This window comes from Gemmobacter caeni, from assembly GCF_003054195.1.
In the GTDB taxonomy this organism is placed as follows: Bacteria; Pseudomonadota; Alphaproteobacteria; order Rhodobacterales; family Rhodobacteraceae; genus Gemmobacter; species Gemmobacter caeni.
In genome coordinates, this window is record NZ_QBKP01000004.1 from 243011 (window position 1) to 269020 (window position 26010).

At 66.5% G+C, this 26010-nt stretch carries 21 protein-coding genes and 1 pseudogene; 13 read left to right on the plus strand and 9 right to left on the minus strand.

The genetic code is table 11. From position 1 onward, the window contains the following. The first annotated feature begins 95 nt into the window (after positions 1–95). Entirely contained in the window at positions 96–2321 is a 2226-nt protein-coding gene (locus C8N34_RS08565; protein ID WP_108128496.1) for a transglycosylase domain-containing protein, read from the plus strand. On the opposite strand, the gene C8N34_RS08570 is transcribed toward C8N34_RS08565, so the two are convergent. The 4 genes and pseudogenes from C8N34_RS08570 to C8N34_RS26845 form a co-directional block, all read right to left on the minus strand. Continuing rightward, the gene (locus C8N34_RS08570; RefSeq protein ID WP_054302593.1) at positions 2315–3031 is read right to left on the minus strand and encodes an LrgB family protein; all 717 of its coding nucleotides are present in this window, start codon (positions 3029–3031) and stop codon (positions 2315–2317) included. The two genes, C8N34_RS08565 and C8N34_RS08570, sit on opposite strands and share 7 nt — an antisense overlap. Continuing rightward, the gene (locus C8N34_RS08575; protein WP_054302592.1) at positions 3028–3384 is read right to left on the minus strand and encodes a CidA/LrgA family protein; all 357 of its coding nucleotides are present in this window, start codon (positions 3382–3384) and stop codon (positions 3028–3030) included. The genes C8N34_RS08570 and C8N34_RS08575 overlap by 4 nt, the downstream gene beginning before the upstream one ends. Before the next feature lie 43 nt (positions 3385–3427). Beyond that, entirely contained in the window at positions 3428–3865 is a 438-nt protein-coding gene (locus tag C8N34_RS26840; protein ID WP_242013790.1) for a GNAT family N-acetyltransferase, read from the minus strand. A gap of 78 nt (positions 3866–3943) precedes the next feature. After that, a pseudogene (locus C8N34_RS26845) lies at positions 3944–4273 on the minus strand (GFA family protein); the annotation flags it as partial. Between the two features lie 177 nt (positions 4274–4450). On the opposite strand from C8N34_RS26845, the gene smc reads away from it, so the two are divergent. Both smc and C8N34_RS08590 read left to right on the plus strand, forming a co-directional pair. After that, entirely contained in the window at positions 4451–7906 is a 3456-nt protein-coding gene (gene smc / locus C8N34_RS08585) for a chromosome segregation protein SMC (protein WP_108128498.1), read from the plus strand. Beyond that, on the plus strand, positions 7903–8259 hold the full coding sequence (locus tag C8N34_RS08590) for a hypothetical protein (RefSeq protein WP_108128499.1): 357 nt from the start codon (positions 7903–7905) through the stop codon (positions 8257–8259). The genes smc and C8N34_RS08590 overlap by 4 nt, the downstream gene beginning before the upstream one ends. Here C8N34_RS08590 and C8N34_RS08595 read toward each other — a convergent pair whose 3' ends face one another. Further along, positions 8260–8895 (minus strand): exopolysaccharide biosynthesis protein, encoded by a 636-nt coding sequence (locus C8N34_RS08595; RefSeq protein WP_108128500.1) that lies wholly within the window; start codon positions 8893–8895, stop codon positions 8260–8262. It abuts the gene before it with no gap. Positions 8896–8960: 65 nt separating this feature from the next. On the opposite strand from C8N34_RS08595, the gene C8N34_RS08600 reads away from it, so the two are divergent. Both C8N34_RS08600 and purD read left to right on the plus strand, forming a co-directional pair. Continuing rightward, complete coding sequence (locus C8N34_RS08600) at positions 8961–9497, plus strand: MarR family winged helix-turn-helix transcriptional regulator (RefSeq protein WP_244910748.1); 537 nt, start codon at positions 8961–8963, stop codon at positions 9495–9497. Between the two features lie 70 nt (positions 9498–9567). Continuing rightward, positions 9568–10830 (plus strand): phosphoribosylamine--glycine ligase, encoded by a 1263-nt coding sequence (gene purD, locus C8N34_RS08605; RefSeq protein ID WP_108128501.1) that lies wholly within the window; start codon positions 9568–9570, stop codon positions 10828–10830. 8 nt (positions 10831–10838) lie between these two features. Here purD and C8N34_RS08610 read toward each other — a convergent pair whose 3' ends face one another. The 3 genes from C8N34_RS08610 to C8N34_RS08620 form a co-directional block, all read right to left on the minus strand. After that, the gene (locus C8N34_RS08610) at positions 10839–11180 is read right to left on the minus strand and encodes a hypothetical protein (RefSeq protein ID WP_108128502.1); all 342 of its coding nucleotides are present in this window, start codon (positions 11178–11180) and stop codon (positions 10839–10841) included. A gap of 74 nt (positions 11181–11254) precedes the next feature. Further along, positions 11255–11662, minus strand: a complete 408-nt coding sequence (locus C8N34_RS08615; protein ID WP_108128503.1) for a PaaI family thioesterase — start codon at positions 11660–11662, stop codon at positions 11255–11257. A gap of 19 nt (positions 11663–11681) precedes the next feature. Further along, positions 11682–14069: a ligase-associated DNA damage response DEXH box helicase gene (locus tag C8N34_RS08620; protein WP_108128593.1), complete on the minus strand. Its 2388-nt coding sequence runs from the start codon at positions 14067–14069 to the stop codon at positions 11682–11684. Between the two features lie 211 nt (positions 14070–14280). Between C8N34_RS08620 and C8N34_RS08625 the strand changes: the two genes are divergently transcribed. The 3 genes from C8N34_RS08625 (at position 14281) to C8N34_RS08635 (ending at position 17859) form a co-directional block, all read left to right on the plus strand. Next, a complete protein-coding gene (locus C8N34_RS08625) occupies positions 14281–15093 on the plus strand; it encodes a TIGR00282 family metallophosphoesterase (protein WP_054302584.1) in 813 nt (270 codons plus the stop codon). Between the two features lie 151 nt (positions 15094–15244). Beyond that, positions 15245–17029 (plus strand): SLC13 family permease, encoded by a 1785-nt coding sequence (locus tag C8N34_RS08630; RefSeq protein ID WP_054302583.1) that lies wholly within the window; start codon positions 15245–15247, stop codon positions 17027–17029. An 86-nt stretch (positions 17030–17115) separates the two neighbouring features. Continuing rightward, a complete protein-coding gene (locus tag C8N34_RS08635; RefSeq protein ID WP_054302582.1) occupies positions 17116–17859 on the plus strand; it encodes a YebC/PmpR family DNA-binding transcriptional regulator in 744 nt (247 codons plus the stop codon). Between the two features lie 108 nt (positions 17860–17967). Here the strand turns inward: C8N34_RS08635 and C8N34_RS08640 are convergent, their stop codons facing one another. Beyond that, positions 17968–18834 (minus strand): LysR family transcriptional regulator ArgP, encoded by an 867-nt coding sequence (locus C8N34_RS08640; RefSeq protein ID WP_108128504.1) that lies wholly within the window; start codon positions 18832–18834, stop codon positions 17968–17970. An 84-nt stretch (positions 18835–18918) separates the two neighbouring features. Here C8N34_RS08640 and C8N34_RS08645 point away from each other — a divergent pair, with 84 nt between their 5' ends. The 5 genes from C8N34_RS08645 (at position 18919) to C8N34_RS08665 (ending at position 26002) form a co-directional block, all read left to right on the plus strand. Beyond that, complete coding sequence (locus tag C8N34_RS08645) at positions 18919–19311, plus strand: ACT domain-containing protein (protein WP_108128505.1); 393 nt, start codon at positions 18919–18921, stop codon at positions 19309–19311. Further along, entirely contained in the window at positions 19304–19906 is a 603-nt protein-coding gene (locus C8N34_RS08650; RefSeq protein ID WP_108128506.1) for a LysE/ArgO family amino acid transporter, read from the plus strand. Before C8N34_RS08645 ends, C8N34_RS08650 begins: the two co-directional genes overlap by 8 nt. A gap of 58 nt (positions 19907–19964) precedes the next feature. Continuing rightward, a complete protein-coding gene (locus tag C8N34_RS08655) occupies positions 19965–20870 on the plus strand; it encodes a DMT family transporter (RefSeq protein WP_422387662.1) in 906 nt (301 codons plus the stop codon). Positions 20871–20979: 109 nt separating this feature from the next. Then, positions 20980–22284, plus strand: a complete 1305-nt coding sequence (locus tag C8N34_RS08660) for a UDP-glucose dehydrogenase family protein (RefSeq protein WP_108128507.1) — start codon at positions 20980–20982, stop codon at positions 22282–22284. 157 nt (positions 22285–22441) lie between these two features. After that, a complete protein-coding gene (locus C8N34_RS08665) occupies positions 22442–26002 on the plus strand; it encodes a calcium-binding protein (RefSeq protein WP_108128508.1) in 3561 nt (1186 codons plus the stop codon). The last annotated feature ends 8 nt before the right edge of the window (positions 26003–26010 follow it).

The window sequence follows — 26010 nt, forward strand, 5'->3', positions numbered from 1 at the left end:
GGAAACGAATTGCGAATCGCGGGCGCATGCCCTCCACAACAGGCGTGCGACAGGGTAAGATTCCCCAAAACAAGATCAGAGCAGGCGTGACGGGCATGAGTGGATCGGGAAACAAGGGCAAGACGCTGGTGGCGGATCGGCGCTATGGCGGGGGCGGGGCCAAGCCACCGCCGAAAAAGCCTGCTGCCGCGAAGAAATCGCCCGCTCCGCGCAAACGCCCGCCCCGCAAGCACGGTCTGATCATGGGGTTCATTCTGGGCATCCTGTCGATGATCTGGCGGGTGGTCTGGGGAATCGGCTGGCGCGTCACCGCCGTTGTCGGGCTGATCCTGTTTGGCGCGGCCTTCTATTTTGAACAGCGCCTGCCGCAGGTATCGGACCTTGTGGATGCCCGCGCGCGCGGATCGGTGACCATGCTGGACCGCGATGGCAAGGTCTTTGCCTGGCGCGGCGAAACCTTCGGCGGCATGATCACCGCCGAAAACGTCTCCAAACACCTGAAGAATGCCGTGGTGGCGACCGAGGACAAGCGGTTCTTCCATCATTTCGGCGTCAGCCCGCGCGGCATTGCCTCGGCCATCCGCATCAACCTTGCCGAAGGCCGTGGCCCGCTGGAGGGCAACGGCGGTTCGACCATCACGCAGCAGGTGGCAAAGCTTCTGTGCCTTGGCGTCGAATATGATGCGAAACAGTGGAAATCCGAAGCCGCCTACGAGGAAGACTGCCGCTCGGGCGGGGTGTGGCGGAAGGTGAAGGAGATTCCCTTCTCGCTGGCGATGGAATGGAAATATTCCAAGGATGACATCCTGACGATCTATTTCAACCGCGCTTATCTGGGTGCGGGTGCGCGTGGGTTCGAAGCGGCAGCGCAGCGGTACTTTGGCAAATCGGCCAATCAGGTTAATCCGGCTGAAGCCGCGATGCTGGCGGGCCTGCTGAAAGCGCCCTCGCGCTATGCCCCGACCAACAATCTGAAACGGGCGCAGGACCGGGCCAATGTCATTATTGGCCTGATGGAAGAGCAGGGCTATCTGACCAGGGCCGAGGCCGATGATGCCCGCGCGCATCCGGCACAGCTTTCGGAGGCTGCGCAAAAGAATGCGGGTGGCTTCTTTGCCGACTGGGTCATGGAATCCGGTCCTGCCTTCCTGACCAAGGAAACCACCGAGGATGTGATCATTCGCACCACGCTGGATCAGAAGATCCAGCGCGACGCGGAAGACGCGCTGCAATTCGTCTTTGAGACCAAGGTGCAGGAAGGCTCCAAAGCGCAGGCCGCCATCGTGGTGATGAGCGCGGATGGTGCCGTGCGGGGCATGGTCGGCGGGCGCAAGATTGCGGCAGCGGGCAGCTTCAACCGGGCGACGCAGGCGCTGCGGCAGACGGGATCGGTGTTCAAGCCCTTTGTCTATGCCGCTGCGCTGGATCTGGGCTACAGCCCGTCGGATTATGTCGAGGATACGCCGCTGACGATGCGGATACCCGGCTCCGGCCCCTGGACGCCCGAGAATTACGACAAGAAGTTCAAGGGTATGATCACGCTGACGCAGGCGCTTGCGGAAAGCCGCAATATCCCGGCGGTGCGCGTGTCCGAGGCGGTGGGCCGCGATGTGGTGCGGCAGGTGGCGCAACAGTTCGGGGTGAAAAGCGATCTGGCGGCGGGTCCGGCGCTGGCGCTGGGGGCTTCGGAAAGCACCTTGCTGGAGATGACGGGCGCCTATGCCGGTATCCTCAACGGCGGCTCGTCGGTGCAGCCCTATGGTCTGGTGGAACTGAAGTTGCAGGGCGATGACACCGAGCTTATCGGCCAGTCGGGCGGTATCGGTGAGCGGGTGATCAGCCAGAATGCGGCGCAGTTGCTGACCTATATGATGACGCAGGTGATCCAGAAGGGCACCGGCGGCCGGGCGCGGCTGGGCGATACACCCGTTGCGGGCAAGACGGGCACCACCAATGCTTCGCGCGATGCGTGGTTCATCGGTTTCTCGGCACATTATGTTGTCGGGGTCTGGATGGGCTATGACGACAATACGCCGCTGAAGGGTGTGACCGGCGGCGGTCTTCCGGCCGAAATCTGGCATGAGGTGATGGCGCGGGTCCACAAGGGCATCCCCGCGACGCCGCTGCCGATGATCGTGCCAGAGCCGCGTCTGCCACCCAGCGCCGGTGCCTCGGCATCATCCGGCGATGTCGGCGGTGTGCCGCAGGGCCAGCAATATGCGCCGCAGCCCCAGCTGGGTGGCCAGCCGCCCGCGCAGGGCAGCGACCCGATTGCCGATGCGCTTCGCGATGTGCTGGGAACGACCTCGGGGCTTTACTGAAACAGCCGCAGCACCAGCGGGGCCACGAAGGCGGTCAGCACCGCGTTCAGCCCCATGCCGAGGCCGGCGAAGGCCCCGGCCACCGGATGCACCTGAAAGGCGCGGGCGGTGCCGATGCCATGGGCGGCGACGCCGGTGGCAAAGCCCCGCGCGCGCCAGTCGCGGATTCCCAGCGCATTCAGCAGCGGTGTGGTGCAGATCGCCCCGATGATGCCGGTCAGGATCACCAGCACGGCGGTCAGCGTGGGTGAGCCGCCCAGCCGCTCGGATATGCCCAGAGCCACCGGCGCGGTGGCGGATTTTGGCGCGAGCGAGGCCAGAACCTCGCCGGTGATGCCGAAGGCCCGTGCGATGGCCACGGCCGATCCGGCGGCGACCACAGATCCGGTGACCAGCGCCGCCAGCAGTGGCAGCGCGGCGCGGCGCACATGGGGCAGGTTGTCCCACAGCGGCAGCGCGAGCGCGACCGTGGCGGGGCCCAGCAGGAAGTGCACGAATTGCGCCCCCTCGAAATAGGTGGGGTAAGGCGTATCGGTCAGCCACAGCAGCCCCGCCAGCAGTGCGACTGCGATCAGCACCGGGTTGGCCCAGGGTTTGCGCCCCGCCGCGCGGAAACAGGCGTCCCCTGCCGCATAGGCCGCGAGCGTTGCCGTCAGCCACAGAAGCGGCCCGCGCGCGAGGTAAGACCAGATCTCGGCGAAATCGGTCATGCTTCCGGTTCCATTTTCATCAGCTTTGCTACAGCGGTAAAGGCCAGCGCCCCGGCGCCGATGGCGAGGATGGTCGAAACGATCAGCACCACGGCCAGTGCCGGGCCATAGCCCGCGAGCGTGCCAAGATGGCCCACGACGCCGGTGCCCGCAGGCACGAACAGCAGCGAGAGGTTGCCAAGTATGCCCTGCGCGAGCGGGCGCACGATCGTGACCAGGCCGGGAAAAACGGCAAAACCGGCAATCAGGATCAGCATTCCCAGCACCGGGCCGGGCAGTGGCAGCCCGGTCACGCGTGTCAGCATTTCACCGGCAAGCTGGGCGCCAAGAAGGGTCAGAAGGGCTGGGATCATGCGGCCTCCGGGGTTTTGTCGGAGACTGAGACAAAGCGCGGATTCAGGGAAGGGGCAAGACCGGCTTGCGGAAGGTCAGGCTTGTCGGGCGGTCATAACCTGCATGCGCCGTGGCCTCGGTCTGGATGAAGCCCATCGCGGTGAAGGCGGCGTGGTTTTCCACCAGCTCCACCCGGCTTTGCAATTCCAGCGTGGGAAAGCCCAGTGCGCGGGCGCGCATCTCCGCGCAGGCGATCAGGCGGCGGGCGAGGCCGCGCCCCCGCTCGGTCTTTGCGGTGGCGACCTTTCCGACGTAAAGCGCATCGGCCTTCGGGGTCAGGACCATGCAGGCCACGGGCGGTGCGCCGATCACCCAGACCTCGCCCGTCTTTGCCTGCGCGCCCAGATCCGCTTCGGTCAGCCGGTGCATGGAGGAAGGCGGGTCGATCCGTCCGTCCATATAGGCGAAGGCCGCGCGGATCAGCGCCAGCACCGGCGCCATGTCATCCTCGGGCGCCAGACGGCGCGGCGGCGGCGCGGCAAGGGTGGTCCAGGGCAGATGTTCGTCAGTATGGACCTCGGTTTCCGCCACGAAATCCTGCGGGCGGTCCAGCGTGGCGGCGTGCAGATGCACCTCGCCCGGAAACCGGGCCGAGCGATAGGCCAGCGGGCTGCCGCACTGGCCGCACCGATCCCAGAAGGTGCCGGGGCTGCTGCAATGGCTGGCGCGATCCGGGCCGGACCAGCGCAGGGCCGCCTCTGCCGCGCCCAGATAGCTGGCAAAACCCGCCCCGGTCGCCTTGCGGCAGGATGCGCAATGGCAATGCGCGGTCCAGAGGGGCGGCGCGTCCAGCCGGTAGGTGGTAGCGCCGCAAAGGCAGGCGCCGGTGATCGGGGGTGAAAGGCTCATGCCCCGATCCTCGCCGCAGCCTTGCCTTGCGTCAATTGCCGGATTTCGCGGCGCTTTGGCGCAGGGGAACAGCCAACATCTTGGGGATAACCCCGCCCATCCCCGCCATATGCGGGGGCAGAGATTGACTCCACTCCTCGCAACCCCGACGATGCCACCCCCGAAACGGAGATTCCCTTGCGGTTCACCCGCCTCAGACTGAACGGCTTCAAAAGCTTTGTCGATCCGACGGAGCTGGTGATTCACGATGGCCTGACCGGCGTCGTGGGGCCGAACGGTTGTGGCAAGTCGAACCTGCTGGAGGCATTGCGCTGGGTCATGGGGGAAAACCGCCCCACTGCCATGCGCGGCGGCGGGATGGAGGATGTGATCTTCGCTGGCGCGGCCACCCGCCCGGCGCGCCACTTTGCCGAGGTGGCGCTGGTGCTGGACAACAGCGAGCGGCTGGCGCCCTCCGGGTTCAACGATGCCGATGCGCTGGAAATCGTGCGTCGCATCACCAAAGATGCAGGGTCCGCCTACAAGGCCAACGGCAAGGACGTGCGGGCACGCGACATCCAGATGCTGTTCGCCGATGCTTCGACCGGGGCGCAAAGCCCGGCTCTGGTGCGGCAGGGGCAGATTTCGGAACTGATCAACGCCAAGCCCAAGGCGCGTCGGCGTATTCTGGAAGAGGCGGCGGGGATTTCCGGCCTTTATCAGCGGCGGCACGAGGCCGAACTGCGGCTGAACGCGACCGAGCAGAACCTGACCCGCGTGGATGATGTGCTGGAGCAGCTTGCGGCGCAGCTTGCAACGCTGGCGCGGCAGGCGCGGCAGGCGGCGCGCTACCGAGAGATTGGCGAGGAACTGCGCCGTTCGGAAGGGATGCTGCTGTATCGTCGCTGGCGCGAGGCCGATCTGGCGCGGGCCGAGGCGGAGGATGTGCTGCGCGGGCGGCTTCTGGCCGCGGCTTCGGCTGAAAAGGCCGCGCGCGAGGCGACGAAACGGCGCGAGGCGGCCGAGGATCTGCTGCCGCCCCGGCGCGAGGAGGAAGCCATCGCAGGTGCGGTCTTGCAGCGGCTGGTGGTGCAGCGCGACGCGCTGAATGATCAGGAAGCGCGGGCGCGGCAGGTCATCGAAACCCTGCATGGCCGCATCGCCCAGCTTGCCCGTGATATGGAGCGCGAGGCCGGGCTGAACCGCGATGCGGGCGAAACCATCGCCCGGCTGGACTGGGAGATGGAGGCGCTGGCCCGCGCCCATGACGGCCATGACGAGCGGCTGGCGGAGGCGGTGGAAGTGGCGCGCGAAGCCGGGGCGATCCTGTCGGAACGGGAAGCGCAGCTTGCCGACCGGACCGAGGATGTCGCGCGTCTGGCGGCGCGGCACCAGTCGGCGCAGCGCCTGCTGACCGATACCCGCGCCACGCTGGAGCGGGCCGAGGCCGAGGCGGCTCGGGCACGGGATGCGGTGGCCACAGCGACCGGCGCGCTGGAAACAGCGGCAGAGGCGCAGGACAGCGCGGCAGAGACGCAGGAAGAGGCCATCGCGCTGGCCGAGGCGGCGGAAGAGGCGCTGGCCAGCGCCGAGGAAGCCCGCGCCGAAACGCAGACCCGCGAGGCGGAAGCCCGTGCCGCGCGATCTGGTGCTGAGGGCGAGGCCAATGCTTTGCGCGCCGAGGTCGCGGCTTTGGCCCGTCTGGTGGACCGCGAGGCGCAGGCGGGCACGCAATTGCTGGACCGGGTGCAGGTCACGCCAGGTTATGAGGCGGCGCTGGGGGCAGCCTTGGCGGACGACCTGCGCGCGCCGGAACTGGCCGAAGGGGCGCGTTCCGGCTGGGCCTTGCTGCCGGATTACGACGCGCCGCAACCGCTACCCGAGGGGGTGGCGCCGCTGTCGGCCCATGTCACCGTGCCCGAGGTGCTCTGCCGCCGGATTGCCCAGATCGGTCTGGCCGACCGGGCGCAGGCGGCGGCTTTGCAGGCACAATTGCGCCCCGGTCAACGGCTGGTCAGCCTGAACGGCGATCTGTGGCGCTGGGACGGGTTCCGGGCGGGGGCGGAGGATGCGCCATCGGCCGCGGCGCTGCGTCTGCAACAGCTTAACCGTCTGGTGCAGTTGAAGCGCGATCTGGAAGAGGTCGCCGCGCGGGCTGAGGGCGCTAAACAGGCGCATGAGGCATTGCAGGCCCGTCTGAGTGATCTCAACCGGGCCGATCAGATGGCGCGCGAGGCCCGGCGTGCCGCCGACCAGCGCGTGACTGAGGCGGGCAGGGCACTGGCGCGGGCCGAGGCTGACCGCTCGCTCGCCGCTGGCAAGCTGGAGGCCGCGCGGCTGGCCGTGACGCGATTTGATGACGAGGCGATGGCCGCGCGATCGCGCCTGGCCGAGGCCGAAGCCGGGGCAGGCGGGCTGGACGATCTGGAAACCGCGCGCAGCGGGGTCGAGGCATTGCGCATGGCGGTGGAAGCTGCGCGCATCACCATGATGTCGCGCCGGTCGGCACAGGATGAACTGCGGCGCGAGGGCGAGGCCCGCGTGCGGCGGCGGCAAGAGGTCACCAAGGAAATCTCGGGCTGGCGGCATCGTCTGGATACGGCGGAAAAGCGCAGCGCCGAACTGGCCGAACGCAAGGCCGAGGCGGAGGAGGAACTGGTCGAGGCCAGCGCCGCGCCCGAGGAAATCGCCATCAAGCGCGAGGAACTGGGCGAAGCGATCGACGCCGCCGAGGCTCGTCGCCGCAAGGCCGCCGATGCGCTGGCCGAGGCCGAGGGCAAGCTGCGCGAGGCGCAACTGGCCGAGCGGGACGGGGAGCGGTTGGCAGGTGAGGCCCGCGAGGCCCGCGCCCGCGCCGATGCGCGCGCTGATGCGGCCCGCGAAACCGTCGCCTATGCGGCGGAACGTATCCGCGAGGAGATGGATCTTGCGCCCGCCGAATTGCTGGACCGGCTGAAGGCCGACCCGGATGCCATGCCCGCCGCCGAGGTGCTGGAGACTGATGTGAACCGGCTGAAACGCCAGCGCGACTCGCTGGGGGCTGTGAACCTGCGCGCCGAGGAAGATGCAAAGGCGGTGCAGACCGAACATGACCAGCTTCAGCAGGAAAAATCCGATCTTGAAGAGGCGGTGAAGAAACTGCGCGCCGGGATTCAGGGGTTGAACCGCGAAGGCCGCGAACGTCTGCTGACCGCCTTCGAACAGGTCAACGGGTCTTTCGGCACGCTGTTCAATCACCTGTTCGGCGGCGGTGAGGCGCGTCTGGTGCTGGTGGAAAGCGATGACCCGCTGGAAGCCGGGCTGGAAATCATGTGCCAGCCGCCCGGCAAGAAGCTGTCCACGCTCAGCCTTCTGTCGGGGGGCGAACAGACGCTGACAGCACTGTCGCTGATCTTCGCGGTGTTCCTCGCCAATCCCGCACCGATCTGCGTGCTGGACGAGGTGGACGCGCCTTTGGATGATGCGAACGTCACCCGCTTCTGCGACCTGCTGGACGAGATGACCCGGCGCACCGAGACGCGGTTCCTGATCATCACCCACCACGCCGTGACCATGGCACGGATGGACCGGCTGTTCGGGGTGACGATGCAGGAACAGGGGGTCAGCCAGTTGGTCAGTGTCGATCTCAAGAAGGCGGAGGCGCTGGTGGCATGACCGGGGCAGAGGTGCAGGCGGCTTTCGCCACCGCAGGGTTTTGTGGTGTCGAAGCGGAGGGCGGCGTGGTCTATGCCCGCGTCGCTCCGCAATCGCCCGAGTTCCGGGCAGAGGAAACCGAAGCCGGCTGGCGGCTGCTGCTGCCGTGGAACGTGACCCCGCCCGCCGAGGCGATGGCGGCGTGGAATGCCCTGATGGGGGCCGCCCGCATGGAGTTGCATCAGGGTGAGGCGCGGCTGGTCATGGGCTTTCCGGGGCCGCAAGTGCTGATCCGCTGGGCTGCCCTGGCGGCCGAGGCAGAGGTGCATTTCATCCGCTGGCGCCGCGACCGGCGGCCCTGGGAAGGCATGTGATCAGAAGGCGTTGCCGATGACGAACGCCGCCGCCCGGATCACGCCCCAGGATACCAGTCCCAGCCACAGGAACGAAACCACCGCCGCGCCAAGGCCCGCCAGCACCCAGAGCCCGTCACGCTCCATGATCGCCAGTGCGAGGATGCAGACGCTGAGCGAGGGCAGCAGATTGCCCAGCGGCACCGGCAGCGACAAAAGGATCGCCAGCGCCAGGCAGATCACCCCCAGCAATCGTTCGGCCAGCGGCGCGGTCAGCAGTGGCCAGCGGTAGTGCAACAGGCCTTCGGCCCGGTGCAGATGCGGCAGGGCGCGTGCCACCAGTTGCCGGACCTGCGCGGTCGCCATGGATCTTTCGGCGATCAGCCGGGGTAGATGCGGCGGCCGTCCCAGCACCATCTGGGCCGAAAGAAAGATGATCGGCAGGCCAAGGATCGTCGCCACGCCCGGCGGGGTCGGCAGGATGTTCGGGAAGGCAAAGATGAACAGCAGTGCAGCACCTGCCCGGTCCTGCATCGCAGCCAGCATGTCGCCAATGCTCAGCCGTGGGTGCGGATGCGCGCTGGCTGTTGCGTGCAGCAGATCGGAAAAGCGCGGCTCGCCGTGGCGGGGCAGGGCGCGCGGGGCGGCTTCGGGCATGGCGGGGCCTCCGGCATCGAATGCCTGCCGGTCTATCCCCGCCCTGTATCAGCCTGACGACAGCCGTGCCGGGGGTGACAGGCCGGGGCCGCTGTGGCACTTTGGCCGGGGATGACTGGCTGGCGGGGGCAATGCCGATGACGGAAGCGGAACAGGGGCAGTTCGATCTGGACGGTTTTCTGCCCTATCTGCTCAATCAGGCGGCGGAGGCGACGTCGAAATCCTTCTACGCAGTCTATCGCGCTGACTACGGCATGACCCGCACGCAATGGCGCGTCATGGCCAATCTGGGCCGCTTCGGCGCCATGACGGCGCGGGACATCTGCCGTATCTCGCATATCGAAAAGACCAAGGTCAGCCGCGCGGTCGCGGCGCTGGAGGCCGAGGGCCATCTGGCGCGCAACCCCAGCCCGACCGACCGGCGGGCCGAAATCCTGTCGCTGACCTCGGCCGGGCGCGAGGTGTTCCTGCGGCTGGGTCAGCGCGCGCTGGATTACGACAGCATGCTGCGCGAAAGTCTTGGCACGACCGAGGCGGCCCGGCTGGAGGCGCTGTTGCGCGCCCTGATCGCGCAGGGCAGCGACGTGACGGACGAGGACTGACCGCTGCGCGCTTGCAAGCGGGCGCGGCCCCCCCTATGAGGCGGCAATCCCTGACGGACGGAGCGGCGGCATGAATATCCTCATCCTCGGCAGTGGCGGGCGCGAGCATGCGCTGGCCTGGGCGGTCAAGCAGAACCCGAAATGCGACCGGCTGATCGTGGCGCCGGGCAATGCCGGAATTGCGCAGATCGCCGAATGCGCCAGCCTCGATATTCTGAACGGCCGTGACGTAGTGCGCTTTTGCGAGGAAAACGCCATCGACTTCGTGATTGTCGGCCCCGAGGCGCCGCTGGCGGCAGGCGTGGCCGATGCAACCCGCGCGGCGGGCATCCTGACCTTCGGACCCAGCGCCGAGGCGGCGCGGCTGGAAGCCTCGAAAGGGTTCACCAAGGAAATCTGTGATGCCTGCAATGCACCGACCGCCGGTTACGCCCGCTTTACCGAGGCGCAGGCCGCGAAAGACTACATCCGCCGTGTCGGCGCGCCGCTGGTGGTGAAGGCCGATGGCCTTGCCGCGGGCAAGGGTGTCATCATGGGCATGACCGAGGCCGAGGCGCTGGCCGGGATCGACGAGATCTTCGGTGGCGCCTTCGGGGATGCGGGTGCCGAGGTGGTGATCGAGGAGTTCATGGAAGGCGAGGAAGCCAGCTTCTTCATCCTTTCCGACGGCAAGACCGCCCTGCCCATCGGGACCGCGCAGGATCACAAGCGGGTGGGCGATGGCGACACCGGCCCCAATACCGGCGGCATGGGGGCCTATTCCCCGGCCCCGGTGCTGACTGATGCCATTGCTCAGGCGGCGCTGGATGAAATCGTTCTGCCCACCATCCGCGAAATGGCCCGTCGCGGCACGCCCTATCAGGGGGTGCTTTACGCCGGACTGATGATCAGGGACGGCAAGGCGCGACTGGTGGAATACAACTGCCGCTTTGGCGACCCGGAATGTCAGGTGCTGATGCTGCGGCTTGGCGCGCAGGCGCTGGACCTGCTGCAAGCCTGCGCCGAGGAGCGGCTGGCGGAGATGCAGGTGAACTGGGCCGAGGATCACGCGCTGACCGTGGTGATGGCGGCGAAGGGCTATCCGGGCGCCTATGAGAAGGGCAGCGAGATCCGGGGCCTCGCCGCCCTGCCGGAAGACAGCCGCAACATGGTGTTCCACGCCGGAACTGCCGCCTGCGACGGCGCCCTGATCGCCACCGGCGGCCGTGTCCTGAATGTCACCGCAAGAGGTGAGACCCTGGCCGAGGCGCAGGCCCGCGCCTATGCCATGGTCGATGCGATTGACTGGCCGGGCGGCTTCTGCCGTCGCGACATCGGCTGGCGGGCGCTGTAAGGGCGCCTTCAGTTTGGACAGCCGAAGGGCACGAAGGTGCTGGCCATGCCTTCATTCATGGTCATCACGGTCAACAGGTTCGCAAGCTCGATTTCCTTGCCGGTTTCCGGGCATAGCTTTGAATTGCCGGTGCAGCCGCCTTCGATGAAGGTGGTATTCCGGGCAAGAAAACTCTCCCGTATTCCATCGCGCCCCACGGCGTGCAGGGCATCGTCGAAGGCTCGCCGGTAAAGGGCACATTTCCGCTCGGTCCATGTCTGCCCGTCCCGACTCGCATCCTGCGCGAACACGGGCTGCGCAAGCAGCGCGGTAAGGGTGACGAGGACGCCCGTGGCAAGGAGGCGTGCCATGTGAGGCAGGCGTTGAGCCAGCCCTCTGAGCCTCCGCGCGGATGGTCTGCACCGCGCTGGTTTGTATCGTCCTTTCACGGATCGACCGGGATCATCGTCGCCTGCATCAGCGCGATGCAGGTTTCGCGACCGTCGCGCAGCGCCACCACCTCGGCGCGGCAGACGGTCAGGCGGCGGCCCGCCTTGGCGACTTCGCCGCGCGCGATCAGCCGGTCGCCGATGCAGGGGGACATCAGGTTGATCTTTGCTTCCACCGTCATCACCTCGCGCCCCTCGGGCATCAGGGTCAGCGCGGCATAGCCTGCGGCGGTATCGGCCAGAGCGAAGGTCAGGCCTGCATGGCCCGCGCCGTGCTGCTGGCGGGCGCCCTCGCCAATCGGCGCCTCGAGTACCACCCTTCCGGGGGCGACCTCGGCCACCGTGGCGCCGAAGGTCTGCATCAGGCTTTGCGCGGCAAAGCTGTCGCGAATCCGCTGTTCCATCCGTTCCTCCCCCTGCGCATCAGGCGAGACCCGCCGCCACCATCAGCCGCGCAGCCGCTGCCTCAGCCAGTCGCTCGCGCCCCTCACCCTGAACGGGGATGCGGCCCGGCTCAAGGAACAGCGGCGCGGCCAGAGGTGTGACGCTGCGTAACCGGCGGAGGTCGATCCGGCCCTGCACGCGGGAAAGCCGGTCCTCGATCCGGCCGAAATCGACCAGACCGCGCATCGCCTCCTCTCGCGTGATCTGCAACATCAGGTGATCGGGGTCGAAGCGGCGCAGCGTGTCGTATAGGATGTCCGACGAAAACGTCGCCTGCCGCCCCGATTTGCGCCGCCCCTGATGCTGCCGCTCGATCAGCCCGGCGATGATGGCCGAGGCGCGGAACGTGCGCTTCATCACCGCATTCCCGGCGAGCCACCCCTCCAGCCCGTCGCGCAGCGCCGCGATATCGAACAGCGGCGCCACCTCCAGCACCGGCTCCAGCCCCCAGATCAGCGTCGCGTAATCGGTGCAGACGAAGCCCAGCGGGGCAAGGCCGGTTTCCTCCATCCGCTTCGTCAGAAGGATGCCCAGCGTCGCCTGCGCATTGCGCCCTGCAAAGCCGTAGACGCACAGATGCTCGCGGCCCTCATGCGGGAAGCTTTCACACAGCAGGCTGTCGGGGCCGGGCATGGACGACACCTCGCGCTGCAAGGCCAGCCATTCGGCGGTATGGGCGGGCAGATCGGGCCAGGCGGGCTGTTGCAGCAGGCGCAGGATGCGGTCGGTCAGTCGGGTGGATGTGGCGAATTTGGTGCCATTGAATACTGCGACCTTCGGATCCCGGCCGGGGCTGCGCGATACCTCTACCGTCAGCTCGTTCAACCCCTCGTAGCGCACGATCTCGCCGCCGATCAGGAAGGTATCGCCCGGGGTAAGGCTGGCGGCGAAGCCTTCCTCAACCTCGCCCAGAGGCTGCGCCCGGCCCCGCAGACGGACCTTCAGCACCTCGGTGTCGATGATCGTGCCAAGGTTCTGCCGGATCACCGCCGCCGCGCGGGGATCGCGCAACTGCCAGAGCCCGTCCCGCAGCATCAGCCGTTGCCAGCGGTCATAGGCGCGCAGCGCATAGCCGCCGGTGGCGCAGAATTCGAGACAGGCGTCGAACTCCGGGCGTGAAATCCCCGCATAGGGCCCGGCGCTGATGACCTCGGCATAAAGCGCATCGGCCGCGAAGCGACCGGCGCAGGCCGTGGCGAGGATATGCTGGCACAACACGTCGCGCGGGCCGGAGCCGCGCGGCTCGCCATCCAGATCGCGGGCGCGCACCGCCTCCAGCGCGGCCTGACATTCCACCACTTCCCAGCGGTTCGCGGGCACCAGCAGCGCCTTCGACGGCGCGTTGTAGCGGTGGTTCGCCCTCCCGATGCGCTGTACCAACCGCTTGACGTTCTTCGGCGCGCCGACCTGTATCACAAGATCCACGTCGCCCCAGTCGATCCCCAGATCCAGCGTGCCGGTGCAGACCACCGCCCGCAACTGCCCGGCGACCATCGCCGCCTCGACTTTCTCGCGGCTTTCGCGGGCAAGGCTGCCGTGATGGATGGCGATGGGCAGGCTTTCATCATTCGCGAGCCACAGGTGATGGAAAAAGATCTCGGCCTGCGCGCGGGTATTGTGGAAGATCAGCGTGGTGCGGTGGCGCTTCACCTGTTCCAGAATCGCCGGAATGGCATGCCGTCCTCCACCGCCTGCCCAGGGGGGCGGTGCGCCGGTGTCCAGCATGGCGATATCCGGCTCCGGCCCGGGATCGGCTTCCAGCACCTGTGCCCCGGCGCCCAGAAACTGCGCCAGAGCGGCGGGGTCTTCCACGGTGGCCGACAACCCTACCCGCCGCAGCCCCGGCGCGAGCCTTTCCAGCCGTGCCAACCCCAGCATCAGCTGGTCGCCCCGCTTGCTTTCGGCCAGCGCATGAATCTCATCCACCACCACCCGCCGCAATCCGGCGAAGATGCGCGGCGCATCCTCATAGCTCAGCAGCAGCGCAAGACTTTCCGGCGTGGTCAGCAGGATATGCGGCGGATCGGCGCGCTGGCGACGGCGCTGGGTGTAGGTCGTGTCGCCCGTGCGGTCCTCGATACGGATGGGCAGTCCCGCCCCCTCGACCGGGCGCCGCAGGTTGCGACGGATGTCGGCTGCCAGAGCCTTGAGCGGAGAAATGTAGAGCGTGTGCAAGCCTGCGCGCGGATCTGCCGCGATTTCTGCCAGTGATGGCAGGAATCCGGCAAGTGTCTTGCCCCCGCCGGTCGGCGCGATCAGCAGGGTTGACCTGTCTTGCGCACGTTCCAGCATCGCCATCTGATGCGGGTGCAACTGCCAGCCTTGCGCGGCGAACCAGTCGGAGAGGGCGGGGGGCAGGATGCTCATGCCGTCAAAATAGCCGTTCGCCGCCCCGCGACCAGTCATCCTCTTGCTTCTTGCCGAAAATACTCCGGGGGTCCGGGGGCTGGCCCCCGGTTCGGGCGGTCGCGCTAGGACTGACCTGCGGACCGGGGCGCTGCCCCGGACCCCGGAGTATTTTCACAAGAAGCAGGGCAGGAGCCTTGCGCGAACGCCGATGCGGGCCTAGGGATTTCTCATGAAGATCCTGTTTCTTGGCGATGTGATGGGGCGCGCGGGGCGTGCGGCGATCGTGGAGCGGTTGCCGGGCCTGCGCGCTGAATGGGGGCTCGATTTCGTCGTGGTGAACGGCGAAAATGCCTCGTCGGGCATGGGGCTGACGGCAGAGCATGCGAAGGCTCTGCTGGCGGCGGGGGCGGATTGTCTGACGCTGGGTGACCATGCCTTTGACCAGAAGGACATGCTGCCCTTCATCGAGCAGGAAAACCGCATCCTGCGGCCAATCAATTTCGCCAAACTGGCACCGGGCAAGGGCGCGCGGCTGTTTTCGGATGCGCGCGGGCGCAAGGTGCTGGTGGCGCAGGTTCTGGGGCAGGTTTTCATGAAGCGGCCCTTCGACGACCCGTTTTCCGCCATTGACACGGTGCTGAAGGCGCATCCGCTGGGCGGCCTGGCGCAGGCGATCGTTGTCGATGTGCATTGCGAGGCCACCAGTGAGAAAATGGCGATGGGCCACTGGTGTGACGGACGGGCGAGCCTTGTTGTCGGCACCCATACCCATGTGCCCACCGGCGACGCGCAGATTCTGAGCGGTGGCACCGCCTATCTGACCGATGCGGGCATGTGCGGCGATTACAATTCGGTCATCGGCATGGAGAAGCTGGAGCCGATGCGGCGCTTCGTGACCGGTATGCCGAAAGACCGTTTCAGCCCGGCCAACGGCCCGGCCACGCTGTCGGGTGTGCTGGTCGAGACCGATGACCGCAGCGGCAAGGCGCTGTCGGTGCGGATGATCCGCATCGGGGGCCGTTTGCAGGAGACGCGGCCCTGATCCCGGCGCGCGGACCGGACAGGATTTCGCGACGCGGGCCGGCGAGAGAGAGTTTTCCTTTTTCGGCTGTTTGACAGGATCTGGCAAAACTTTCCTTTGCCAGATGGAGAATAATTATCTACCAAGTCAGTCGAGTATAGCGGAGACATCCATGTTCGGCATCGAACTTGCGCAGGACAGTCAGGCTTTCGTTTCCATCGGCATCCTGCTGGTGATGTTCGTCCTGTTCGTGAAAGAGGTCTTTCCGGTCGAGGTGACGGCAATCGCCGGCGCAGCGGTGATGATCCTGCTGGGCATCCTTCCCTACAAGGAAGCGCTGGGTGTTCTGTCGAACAACGCCCCCTGGACCATCGCGCTGATGTTCATGGTGATGGGCGGGCTGGTGCGCACCGGATCGGTGGAAATGCTGATCGGTTATGCCGAAGCGCATGTCGGCAGCCGGCCGAAGATGACGATCTTCGTGCTTTACGGCTTCATCGCCATTGCCTCGGCCTTCATGAACAATACGCCGCTGGTGGCGGTGATGATTCCGGTGGTCATCCAGATCGCCGGGCGCATTGGCTCCTCCCCGTCAAAGATGTTGATCCCGCTGAGCCATATGACGGTGATGGGGGGGATGATCTCGCTGATCGGCACCTCGACCAATCTTCTGGTCGATGGCGTGGTACATAGCGCGGGCATGCCGCACTTCGGCCTGTTCGAGATTGCGCCGCTGGGGATTGCCGTCGTGATCGTGGGCGGGCTTTATCAGGCGGTTTTCGCCCGGCGGCTGCTGCCGGACCGGCAGTCGATGGCCTCGATGCTGGGTGAACGCAAGCGCATGAAATACTTCACCGAAGTGGCGATCCCCGAGGATTCGGTGCTGATCGGCACGCCGGTGCTGGAGGTGCAGCAGTTCAAGCGGGCAGGTGTCCGGGTGATCGACGTGCTGCGGGGCGACCTGTCGCTGCGCCGCGATCTGGCAGCGGTGGTGCTGGACGCCGGGGACCGGGTGGTGTTGCGCACCGAGATGTCTGAACTGCTGGACATGCAGAACCGCACGGACATGCGCATCGTCGACAAGCTGTCCTCGGTGCAGACCGAGACGGTGGAGGTTCTGATCACGCCGGGCTGCCGCATGATCGGCCGATCACTGGGCGAGATGCGGTTGCGGCGGCGCTATGGTGTCTATGTGCTGGCGGCGCATCGCAAGAGCCAGAACATCGGGCGCCAGCTGGATGAACTGGTGGTGCAGGTGGGCGACACGCTGCTGCTGGAAGGCAGCGCCGAGGACATCAAGCGGCTCGCCGATGACATGGACATGGTCGATGTGTCGAAGCCCAAGCAGCGTGCCTATCGCCGGGGCAAGGCGCCCATCGCCATCGGTGCGCTGGCCGCGGTGGTCATCCTGTCCGCGATGGATTTCGCGCCGATCTATGTGTTGGGCCTGTTTGCCGTGACGATCATCCTCGTGACCCGCTGTGTCGACAGTGACGAGGCACTGGGGTTTGTTGATGGCCGTCTACTGGCGATGATCTTCGCGATGATCGCTGTGGGGCAGGGGCTGGAGGAATCGGGGGCGGTCGCGCTGATCGTGACGCATGTCGAACCGTTCATGCGTGAGTTGCCGCCCTTTGCCATGATCATGGTGGTCTATCTGCTGGGCGTGGTGCTGACCGAGTTCCTGTCGAACAATGCGGTGGCGGTGCTTTACACGCCCATTGCCATCGAACTCGCCCGCCAGCTGGGTGCCGATCCGCGGCCCTTCGCGGTGGCGGTCATGTTCTCGGCCACGCTCGCCTTCGCGACGCCCATCGGTTACCAGACCAACATGATGGTCTATGGCCCCGGCGGCTACAAATTCACCGATTTCACCCGGATCGGGATTCCGCTGAACATCATCACCTGGCTGCTCTGTTCGGCGCTGATCCCGCTGATCTGGCCGCTGTTCCCCTGATCCGCGCCGCCGGGCGGGGGGTTGCCGCAGTCCCCCGCTGTGGTGTAGAGGGGCGCATCATACATACGGGACCGGGAGAAGAGGCCATGGCAGGCCATTCGAAATGGGCGAACATCCAGCATCGCAAGGGCAAGCAGGACAAGCTGCGCTCGAAGATGTTTTCGAAACTGGCGAAGGAAATCACCGTCGCCGCCAAGATGGGTGATCCCGATCCCGACAAGAACCCGCGTCTGCGTCTGGCGGTGAAGGCGGCCAAGGCCGTTTCGATGCCGAAGGACGTGATTGAACGTGCCATCAAGAAGTCGATCGGCGGCGATGCCGAAAGCTATACCGAGATCCGGTATGAGGGGTACGGCGTCAACGGAATCGCGATCATCGTCGAGGCGATGACCGATAACCTGAACCGCACCGCTTCGAACGTGCGCAGCTATTTCACCAAATGCGGCGGCAATCTGGGGCAGACCGGCTCGGTTTCGCACAGCTTTGACCGTGTGGGCGAGATTTCCTATCCCGCTTCGGCCGGATCCGCCGATGACGTGATGATGGCGGCGCTGGACGCCGGGGCCGACGATGTGGAATCGGATGACGAGGGCCACTGGATCTATTGCTCGGTCGAGAGCCTGTCCGAAGTTTCGGACGCGCTGGAAAAGGCGCTGGGGGAATCGACGGAGTCGAAGCTGATCTGGAAGCCGCAGTCGCTGACCGAGGTCGATCTGGAAACTGCGCAAAAGCTGATGCGTCTGATCGACCTGCTGGAAGAGGATGACGACGTGCAGACCGTCACCCACAATTTCGACGTGCCCGAGGATGTGGCGGCGCAACTGGCCTGAACGGGTTGGTGGAAGCAGAGGGCCCTCGCAGTGATGCGGGGGCCTTTTTCTTATGGCGCGCCGGATGGCGGGGCTGCGATTTGAGTATTTTTGCAAGAAGCAATTGGGTCAGGCTGTGATCAGCGCCTGACGGGCTGCCTGTTGCAGCGCGCGGCTGAGCGGGGCAAGCGCAGGTGCGGTGCGGCGGGCGAACTGCCAGTGCAGCGGGGTATCAAGCGACGTGTCTGGGATCAGCTCCCGCAGCCGGCCCTTGGCCAGATGCGGCGCGGCTTGCAGAAGGGGCAGCATCCCCCAGCCAAGGCCCGCCAGCGCGCCATCGACAAAACCCTGCGACGACGCGATGCGATGTGTGGGAAAGGCAATTTCGCTGCCAATATTCTGCCGCAACCAAAGGGATTGCAGGCGGTCCTTGTCAGAAAATGTCATGCCGGGGGCACGCGCCATGGCGGGCCGTGTCGGGCCCTCGGGCAGATGGCGTGCGATGTAACCGGGGCTTGCAGCGGCGATGTAACGCAGGATGCCAAGCGGCAGCGTATCACAGCCCTGAAGCGGGCCGGGGTGTGAGGTGATGGCGCCCGCCACCTCACCCGTGCGCAGCCAGTCCTGGCTGACGTCCTGATCATCGATCACGATGTCGAACAGTATTCCTTCAACCGCGGCCAGCGCCGGGATAACCCAGGTGGCGAGGCTGTCGGCATTGACCGCGATCCGCAGCGTGGCGGGTTGCGGGTCGGGCAGGGGCAGCGCGGCTTCGAGCAGCATCACCTCATCGAAGTGGCGGATCAGGCGCAGGCCGGTTTCAGTGGCGATGCAGGGCTGGCCCCGGCGGATCAGCAGGCTGCCGATGCGATCCTCCAGCGCCTTGACCCGTTGCGAAACGGCAGAGGGTGTGATGCCCAGCTGCGCGGCGGCCAGATCGAAGGCGCCCCGTCGGTGGACGGCAGCAAGGGCCGCGAGATTGGGATAGTCGAGCATTAGCAGAACTTCATCAGACACAGAAAGATTAACTGGATTGCGCCCATGCCGCGCCGTTAAGTCAAGCCGGAAACGGAGGATCATATGGCAGGCGAAACCGATCTGGCGCGGCTTCTGGCGGAAATGGCGCCGAAGCCGGAGGGGCAGGACTGGGGTTATGCGGTGGTGTCAGGTCCATTGCCCGAGGGGCTGGACTGGTTCGCTCTGGTGCGCGAGGCCGAGGGGCTGACCGTCATCGCCCCCATGGTGGCGCTGCGCGCGGCGGGGTTCGCGGCGGAAGGGCCAATGGCGCGCATCACCCTGACCGTGCATTCGGCGCTGGAGGCGGTGGGATTGACGGCGGCGGTGTCGGGGACGCTGGCCAAGGCCGGGATCAGCGCCAATATGGTGGCGGGATTTCATCACGACCACATCTTCCTGCCTGCAAAGGATGCTGAAAAGGCGATGGCGGTGCTGCGGGGGCTGAGCCATGCTTGAGGCGGTGGTTGCGGGCTATCTGGTCTCGCTGAGCCTAATTGCGGCCATCGGGGCGCAGAATGCCTTCGTGCTGCGGCAGGGGCTGCGGCGCGAGCATGTGGGCGTGGTAGTGGTAATCTGTGCTGCCTCGGATGCGCTGCTGATCTCTGCCGGGGTCGCGGGGTTTGGCGCCATCGCGGCGGCGCTGCCGTGGTTCGGGGGGGCGATGCGCTGGCTGGGCGTGGCGTTCCTGCTGGTCTATGGCGCCTTGCGGTTCCGCGCCGCGCTGAAGGGGGGCGAGGCACTGGTGCCGAAGGGAAGCGAGCCGGTGCCGCTGCGCCGGGTTGTCACCATGTGCCTGATGTTCACCTGGGCCAATCCGCATGTCTATCTGGATACGCTGGTCTTCATCGGCTCGGTCTCGGCGCAATATGCGCCGCACGGGCTTGCGTTCGGGATCGCGGCGGCGGCGGCCTCGTTGAGCTTCTTTGCCGCGCTTGGCTATGGCGCGCGCCTGCTGGCGCCGGTCTTTGCCCGGCCCGCCGCCTGGGTGGTGCTGGAGGCGGCGGTTGGCTGCATCATGTGGGCGCTGGCGGCGGCGCTGGCGCTGGGATGATTGTAGCGGTGACAAAGCCGTCCTTGCGGCGGCCCGGCCCTTGCGGTTGGGTCGAACCATGGATCGGACGCGCGAGATGAAACCCGTCGAGGGTGTGATGTGGATGCTGGCCTCAGGGCTCAGCTTCGTCGGGGTTACCGGGCTGGTGCGCTGGCTTGGCACCGATCTGCCAGCGGCGCAGGGCGCCTTCCTGCGCTTTGCCTTCGGGGTGATGTTCCTGCTGCCGACGCTGGGTCCGGTGCTGCGGGGCGGTTTTGCCCCCGGCGCGATGCGGCTGTTCGCACTGCGGGGGGCCGTGCATACCGTGGCGGTGATCTGCTGGTTCTACGCGATGGCGCGGCTGCCGGTGGCCGAGGTGACGGCGATCGGCTATCTCAACCCGGTGCTGGTCACCGTGGGCGCGGCGGTGTTTCTGGGCGAGAAACTGGCGATGCGCCGCATCCTTGCGGTCTGTGTGGCGATCCTTGGCGCGCTGGTCATCCTGAGACCGGGGATGCGCGAGGTGACGGACGGCCACCTGGCACAGGTGGCGGCGGCCTTCGGCTTTGCCGGGTCTTATCTGGTGGCGAAACGGCTGAGCGGTATGGCCTCCGCCGGGGCAGTGGTGGCGATGATGAGCCTGATGGTCACGCTGGGCCTTGCGCCCTTCGCGCTGGCGGTCTGGGTGCCGGTAACGCCCGTGCAACTGGTGGCGCTGGCCGGGGTCGCGGCCTTTGCAACCTCGGGGCATTACTGCATGACGCGCGCCTTCGCGGTGGCGCCGCTGACGGTGACGCAGCCGGTAACCTTTCTGCAACTCCTGTGGGCGACGCTGCTGGGCTATGTCGTGTTTCACGAAACGGTCGATATCTGGGTTCTGGCGGGCGGTGGCGTCATCATCGCAGCGATCAGTTACATCACCTGGCGCGAGGCCATGCTGAACCGTCGCAGCGTCACGCCTTCGGTTCTGGCCACGAAAAGCTGACCCTTCGGTGGCACGGGCTTTGACACCGCCCGTTGCCGCACGCTAGACCGGAACTTGCTGTGAGGCACAGTGGAACCGGCCGGTGAAGGCCGCAAGAGCAGGCGTGCAGATGAAGATTGCGATGATTGGGACGGGCTATGTCGGGCTGGTTTCCGGCGTATGTTTCTCGGATTTCGGGCATGACGTGATTTGCGTCGACAAGGACCCGGCCAAGGTCGAAAAACTGCGCGCAGGTGAGGTGCCGATTTTCGAGCCGGGTCTTGATCAGCTTATGGCCAAAAACGTTGCTGCGGGTCGCCTGTCCTTCACGCTGGATCTGGCGGCGGCGGTGGCCGGGGCGGATGCGGTGTTCATTGCGGTGGGCACACCGACGCGGCGCGGCGACGGTCATGCCGATCTGCGCTATGTGATGGCGGCGGCCGAGGAGATTGGCGCGGCGATGGATGGCTATACCGTCATCGTCACCAAATCCACCGTGCCGGTGGGCACCAATCGCAAGGTCGCCGAGGCGGTGGCGAAAACGGCGGGCGGCAAGGAATTCGACGTGGCCTCGAACCCCGAATTTCTGCGCGAAGGCGCGGCCATTGACGATTTCATGCGCCCTGACCGGGTGGTGGTCGGGGTGGAAACCGAACGCGCCCGCAAGGTGATGGCTGACATCTATCGCCCGCTGAGCCTGCGCGATTTCCCGGTGGTCTATACCAATCTCGAATCCGCCGAGATGATCAAATACGCCGCCAACGCCTTTCTGGCGACCAAGATCACCTTCATCAATGAAATTGCCCGCCTGTGCGAGCGGGTGGGGGCCGATGTGAAGGCGGTCAGCAAGGGTATCGGGATGGATGGCCGGATTGGTGCCAAATTCCTGCATGCCGGGCCGGGCTATGGTGGAAGCTGTTTCCCCAAGGATACCAAGGCGCTGGCGCGGATCGGGCAGGATCATGCCGTGCCCATGCAGATCACCGAAACGGTCATCCGCGTGAACGAGGAAATCAAGCACCGCATGATCGAGAAGATCGAAGATCTTTGCGACGGTCAGCTGCGCGACAAGGTGATCACTGTTCTGGGCGTCACCTTCAAGCCGAACACCGATGACATGCGCGATGCGCCCTCGCTGACGATCATTCCGGCGCTGGTCGGGGCGGGGGCAAAGGTTCGCGTGGTCGACCCCGAGGGGCGGCGCGAGGGCGAGGCGCTGCTGCCCGGCGTCAAATGGGTCGAAAGCCCCTATGGGGCTGCGCAGGGGGCCGATCTGATCGTGCTTCTGACCGAATGGAACGAGTTCCGCGCGCTGGACATGGGCAAGCTGGCCCGCAAGATGGAGCGCCCGCGCCTCTGTGACCTGCGCAATGTCTATGACCGGGACGAGGTTCTGGCCGCCGGGTTTGAAACCTATGTCGGGGTGGGGCGCTGATCGCGCCCGCCCAATTCCTTTCATTTGAATTAACTCCGGCCCAACCGCCTCGCTAATGCCGCCGGGCTGCCCGGCCCTGCCATGCTTCGTTAAGCCCCGGCTCAGCACCTTGCCCGCATCCTGACCTTGGGTGTGACATGTGGTGTGTGGGGAAGAGGTGCTGGGGTTCAGGGTCATCGGCTCGTTCCGGGCCGCGGCTTCGCAAATGATTGCGGGCATTACCGACATATGCACGCGCCTCGTGGATGGCGTTGCCTATGTCTATACGACGACCCGCGCGGGGGGAGGCATCCTCGCGCTGGAGCTGACGGACAGCGGTGCAGGGTTGCGGCTAATCGACCAGCAGGGTCTGGCCACCGGCGTCTGGATGTCGGCACCGCCAAAACTGTCGCAGGTGAACCTCGACGACGGGCCGATCCTTGTCTGGACAGGCGGCTGGGGCACGCGGCCGGGCGCCTATTGGCTGGACAAGGCAGGCGGCATCGACAGCTGGCTGGGTCTGAAGGATGGTCCCGACGGGATACAAAGCGCGCAGGCCTTCTTCAGCCGCAATGGCCAGACCTTCGCGGCAATCGCCGGGCAGAGTTCGGGGCAGTTGCAGCTTTGGTCACTGGACGGGGCGGGCCGCATGGTGCTGCGCGACGCGGTGGCGCTGGCGGCGGAGGATCAGACGGTCGAGGTGGCGGCGCTGGAGGTGCTGCGCAGCGTCGGCAAGACCTTCCTTGTCTCGCTGTCCAGTCTCTCTGACGGGCTGACGGTCTGGCAGGTCACGGCGGCGGGCACGCTCAAGGCCACCAGCACTGTCGGCGCTTCGGCAGGGATGGGAATTTCCGACCCGTCGGCGCTGGCAGTGGCCGAGGCGGGGGGGCGGCAATGGCTTTTCGTGGCAGGAGCCGGCTCCTCCTCGATTTCGGTCATCAGGGTCGATGCCGACGGAGTGGCGGTTCTGACCGATCATGTCATCGACACGCTGGATACCCGGTTCCAGTCCGTGCAGGCCATCGCCACGGCGGTGGTGGGCGACCGGGTCTTCCTGTTCGCGGGGGGCGGAGACGAAGGGATTTCGGCTTTTGTCCTGATGCCGGACGGGCGGCTTATTCATGCGGGTGTGGTGCTGAAGGACGACCGGCTGGCGCTGGATAATGTGACGGCCATCACGGCTGTAGTGACCGACGGGCGGATCGAGTTGGTCATTGCGGGTGAAGGCCGGGGATTGCATCGCATCAGCGTCGATCCTGGTGTGCTGGCACCCGAAATCATCGGGTCATCGCGCGCAGAGTCCCTGGCGGGCGGAGATACCAACGATCTGATCGCCGGCATGGCGGGGGATGACACGCTCTCGGGGGGCGCCGGGGATGACATTCTGATGGACGGCAAGGGCGCGGACGAGATGTGGGGCGGGCCGGGTGCCGATGTCTTTGTGCTGGCGGCGGATGGTGAGACCGATGTCATCCGCGATTTCACGCCGGGCGTGGACCGGCTGGACCTTTCCGGCTGGGGCCGGATCTATTCGGTCGAGGTGCTGCCGATGAAGGGGCGCACCGGCTGTCTCGTCATCCGCTGGGGAGACGAGGCGCTGTATGTCTACAGCGCGGATGGGCGCAATATCGACCCGGCGACCTTTGCCTCGTCTGATATCTTCGGTCTCTGGCATGTGGTGGCGCCTGCGGTGGTCGCCGGGCGGCGGCTGTCCGGCGCTGCCAGCGCGGAAACGCTGAGGGGGGGATCGGGGGACGACACGCTGGAGGGCTCGGGCGGGGGGGACCTGCTGGTCGGTGGCAATGGCCGCGATCTGGTGGATTACGACACGATGTCCCGGGCGGTTCTGGCCGATCTGGGCACGGGGCGCGGTGGCGGCGCGGCGCAGGGGGATCGCTATGACGGGATCGAGGATCTGGCGGGCAGCCGCTTTGCCGATACCTTGCGGGGCAACGACCGGGCCAACCGGCTGGGCGGCGGCGATGGCGATGACCGGCTGGCCGGTGGCGGTGGTGATGACCTGCTGGACGGCGGGGCGGGTGCCGATACGCTGCAGGGTGGTCAGGGTGCCGATACGCTGGTGGGAGGCCCAGGCCGCGATTGCGTCAGCTATCAGGGCGCGCGACAGCCGGTTGTGATCCATCTGGCGCTGGCAGGCGTGAATGCCGGTGCGGCGCTGGGCGATGTGCTGCGCGGGATCGAGGATGTCAAAGGCGGTCGCCGCGCCGATGTGATCACGGGGAACGACGGGGCAAACGCCCTGACCGGCGGGGGTGGGGCCGATCTGCTGGATGGCGGTGACGGCAATGACTGGCTCATGGGCGGTTCCGGGGCTGACACGCTGATCGGGAATGATGGCGACGACCGGCTGCTCGGCGGCAAGGGGCAGGACTGGGCCGTCTATGCCGGGCGGGCGCAGGTACGGGTCGATCTGGCCCTCACCGGCTGGCAGAACACCGGCGGTCGCGGCCGCGACTGGCTGGAGGGGATCGAGAACCTGAGAGGGGGCTGGCGCGACGACCTGCTGCGTGGCGATGGCAGGGCGAACCGGATTTCGGGCGACGGTGGCGATGACCTGATCGACGGGCGGGGTGGCAATGACAAGCTGTCCGGCGATGGGGGCAATGATACGCTGATCGGCGGCGCCGGGTTCGACTGGGCGTTCTTTGCCGGGTCTGTCCCGGTGAAAGTCGATCTTGCCATCCGGGGGGCGCAGGAAACCGGGCAGGGACGCGATCTTTTGTCCGGGGTCGAGGGCGTGCGGGGCGGCTCTGCCGGGGACCGGCTGTCGGGGGATGCGGCGGCGAACCGGCTCGACGGCATGGCGGGGCAGGATACGCTGGCGGGGCGCGCGGGCAATGACCGCCTGCGGGGCGGTGCGGGCGATGATGTGCTGATCGGTGGCCCCGGCAATGACCGGCTGCAAGGCGGCGCCGGAGTGGATGTGGCGGTCTATGCCGGCACGCGCGGGGTGCAGGTCTCGCTTGCGCAGAAGGGCGCGCAGGATATCGCGGGCCATGGCATCGACCGTCTGTCTGGTATCGAAGGGCTGCGCGGTGGCGGTGGCGCGGACAGGCTGACCGGCAATGCAGGGGACAACCTGCTTTACGGTGCCGCAGGGGAGGACCGGCTGAGCGGAGGGGCGGGCGATGACCTGCTGAATGGTGGCAAGGGGGCGGATACACTGACCGGCGGGGCCGGGAATGATACGCTCATCGGTGGCAAGGGTTTTGACTGGGCAGTATTTAACACCCGCCGCGATGTGACGGTGAACCTGTCACTGGTCAGACCGCAGGCCACGGCGGAGGGGATGGATCTGCTGCGCCAGATCGAAGGGGTGCGTGGCGGCGCCGGCGATGACCGGCTGAGCGGGAACGGGGCTGCGAACTGGCTGATTGGTGGCGGGGGCGATGATCTGCTGGTCGGCGGTGGCGGGCGCGATACGCTGGAGGGCAGCGCGGGAAATGACATTCTGATCGGCGGCTCGGGCGCCGACCGCTTTGTCTTCAGCGGCGGTAAGGACAGTATCCGCGATTTCGACGGGCGCGAGGGGGACCGTCTATGGCTGGACGACAGTGCACTGAGCATGATCCGGGGCAAGACTGCGGGGCAGATCGTGGCGCGCTGGGGCCATGATCTTGGATCAGCGGTCGAGCTGGATTTCGGCCATGCGGGTAATCTTCACATTGAGGGGATCAGCACGTTGCCGGCGCTGCGCAACTGGATCGAGGTGATCTGAGCCGTAAA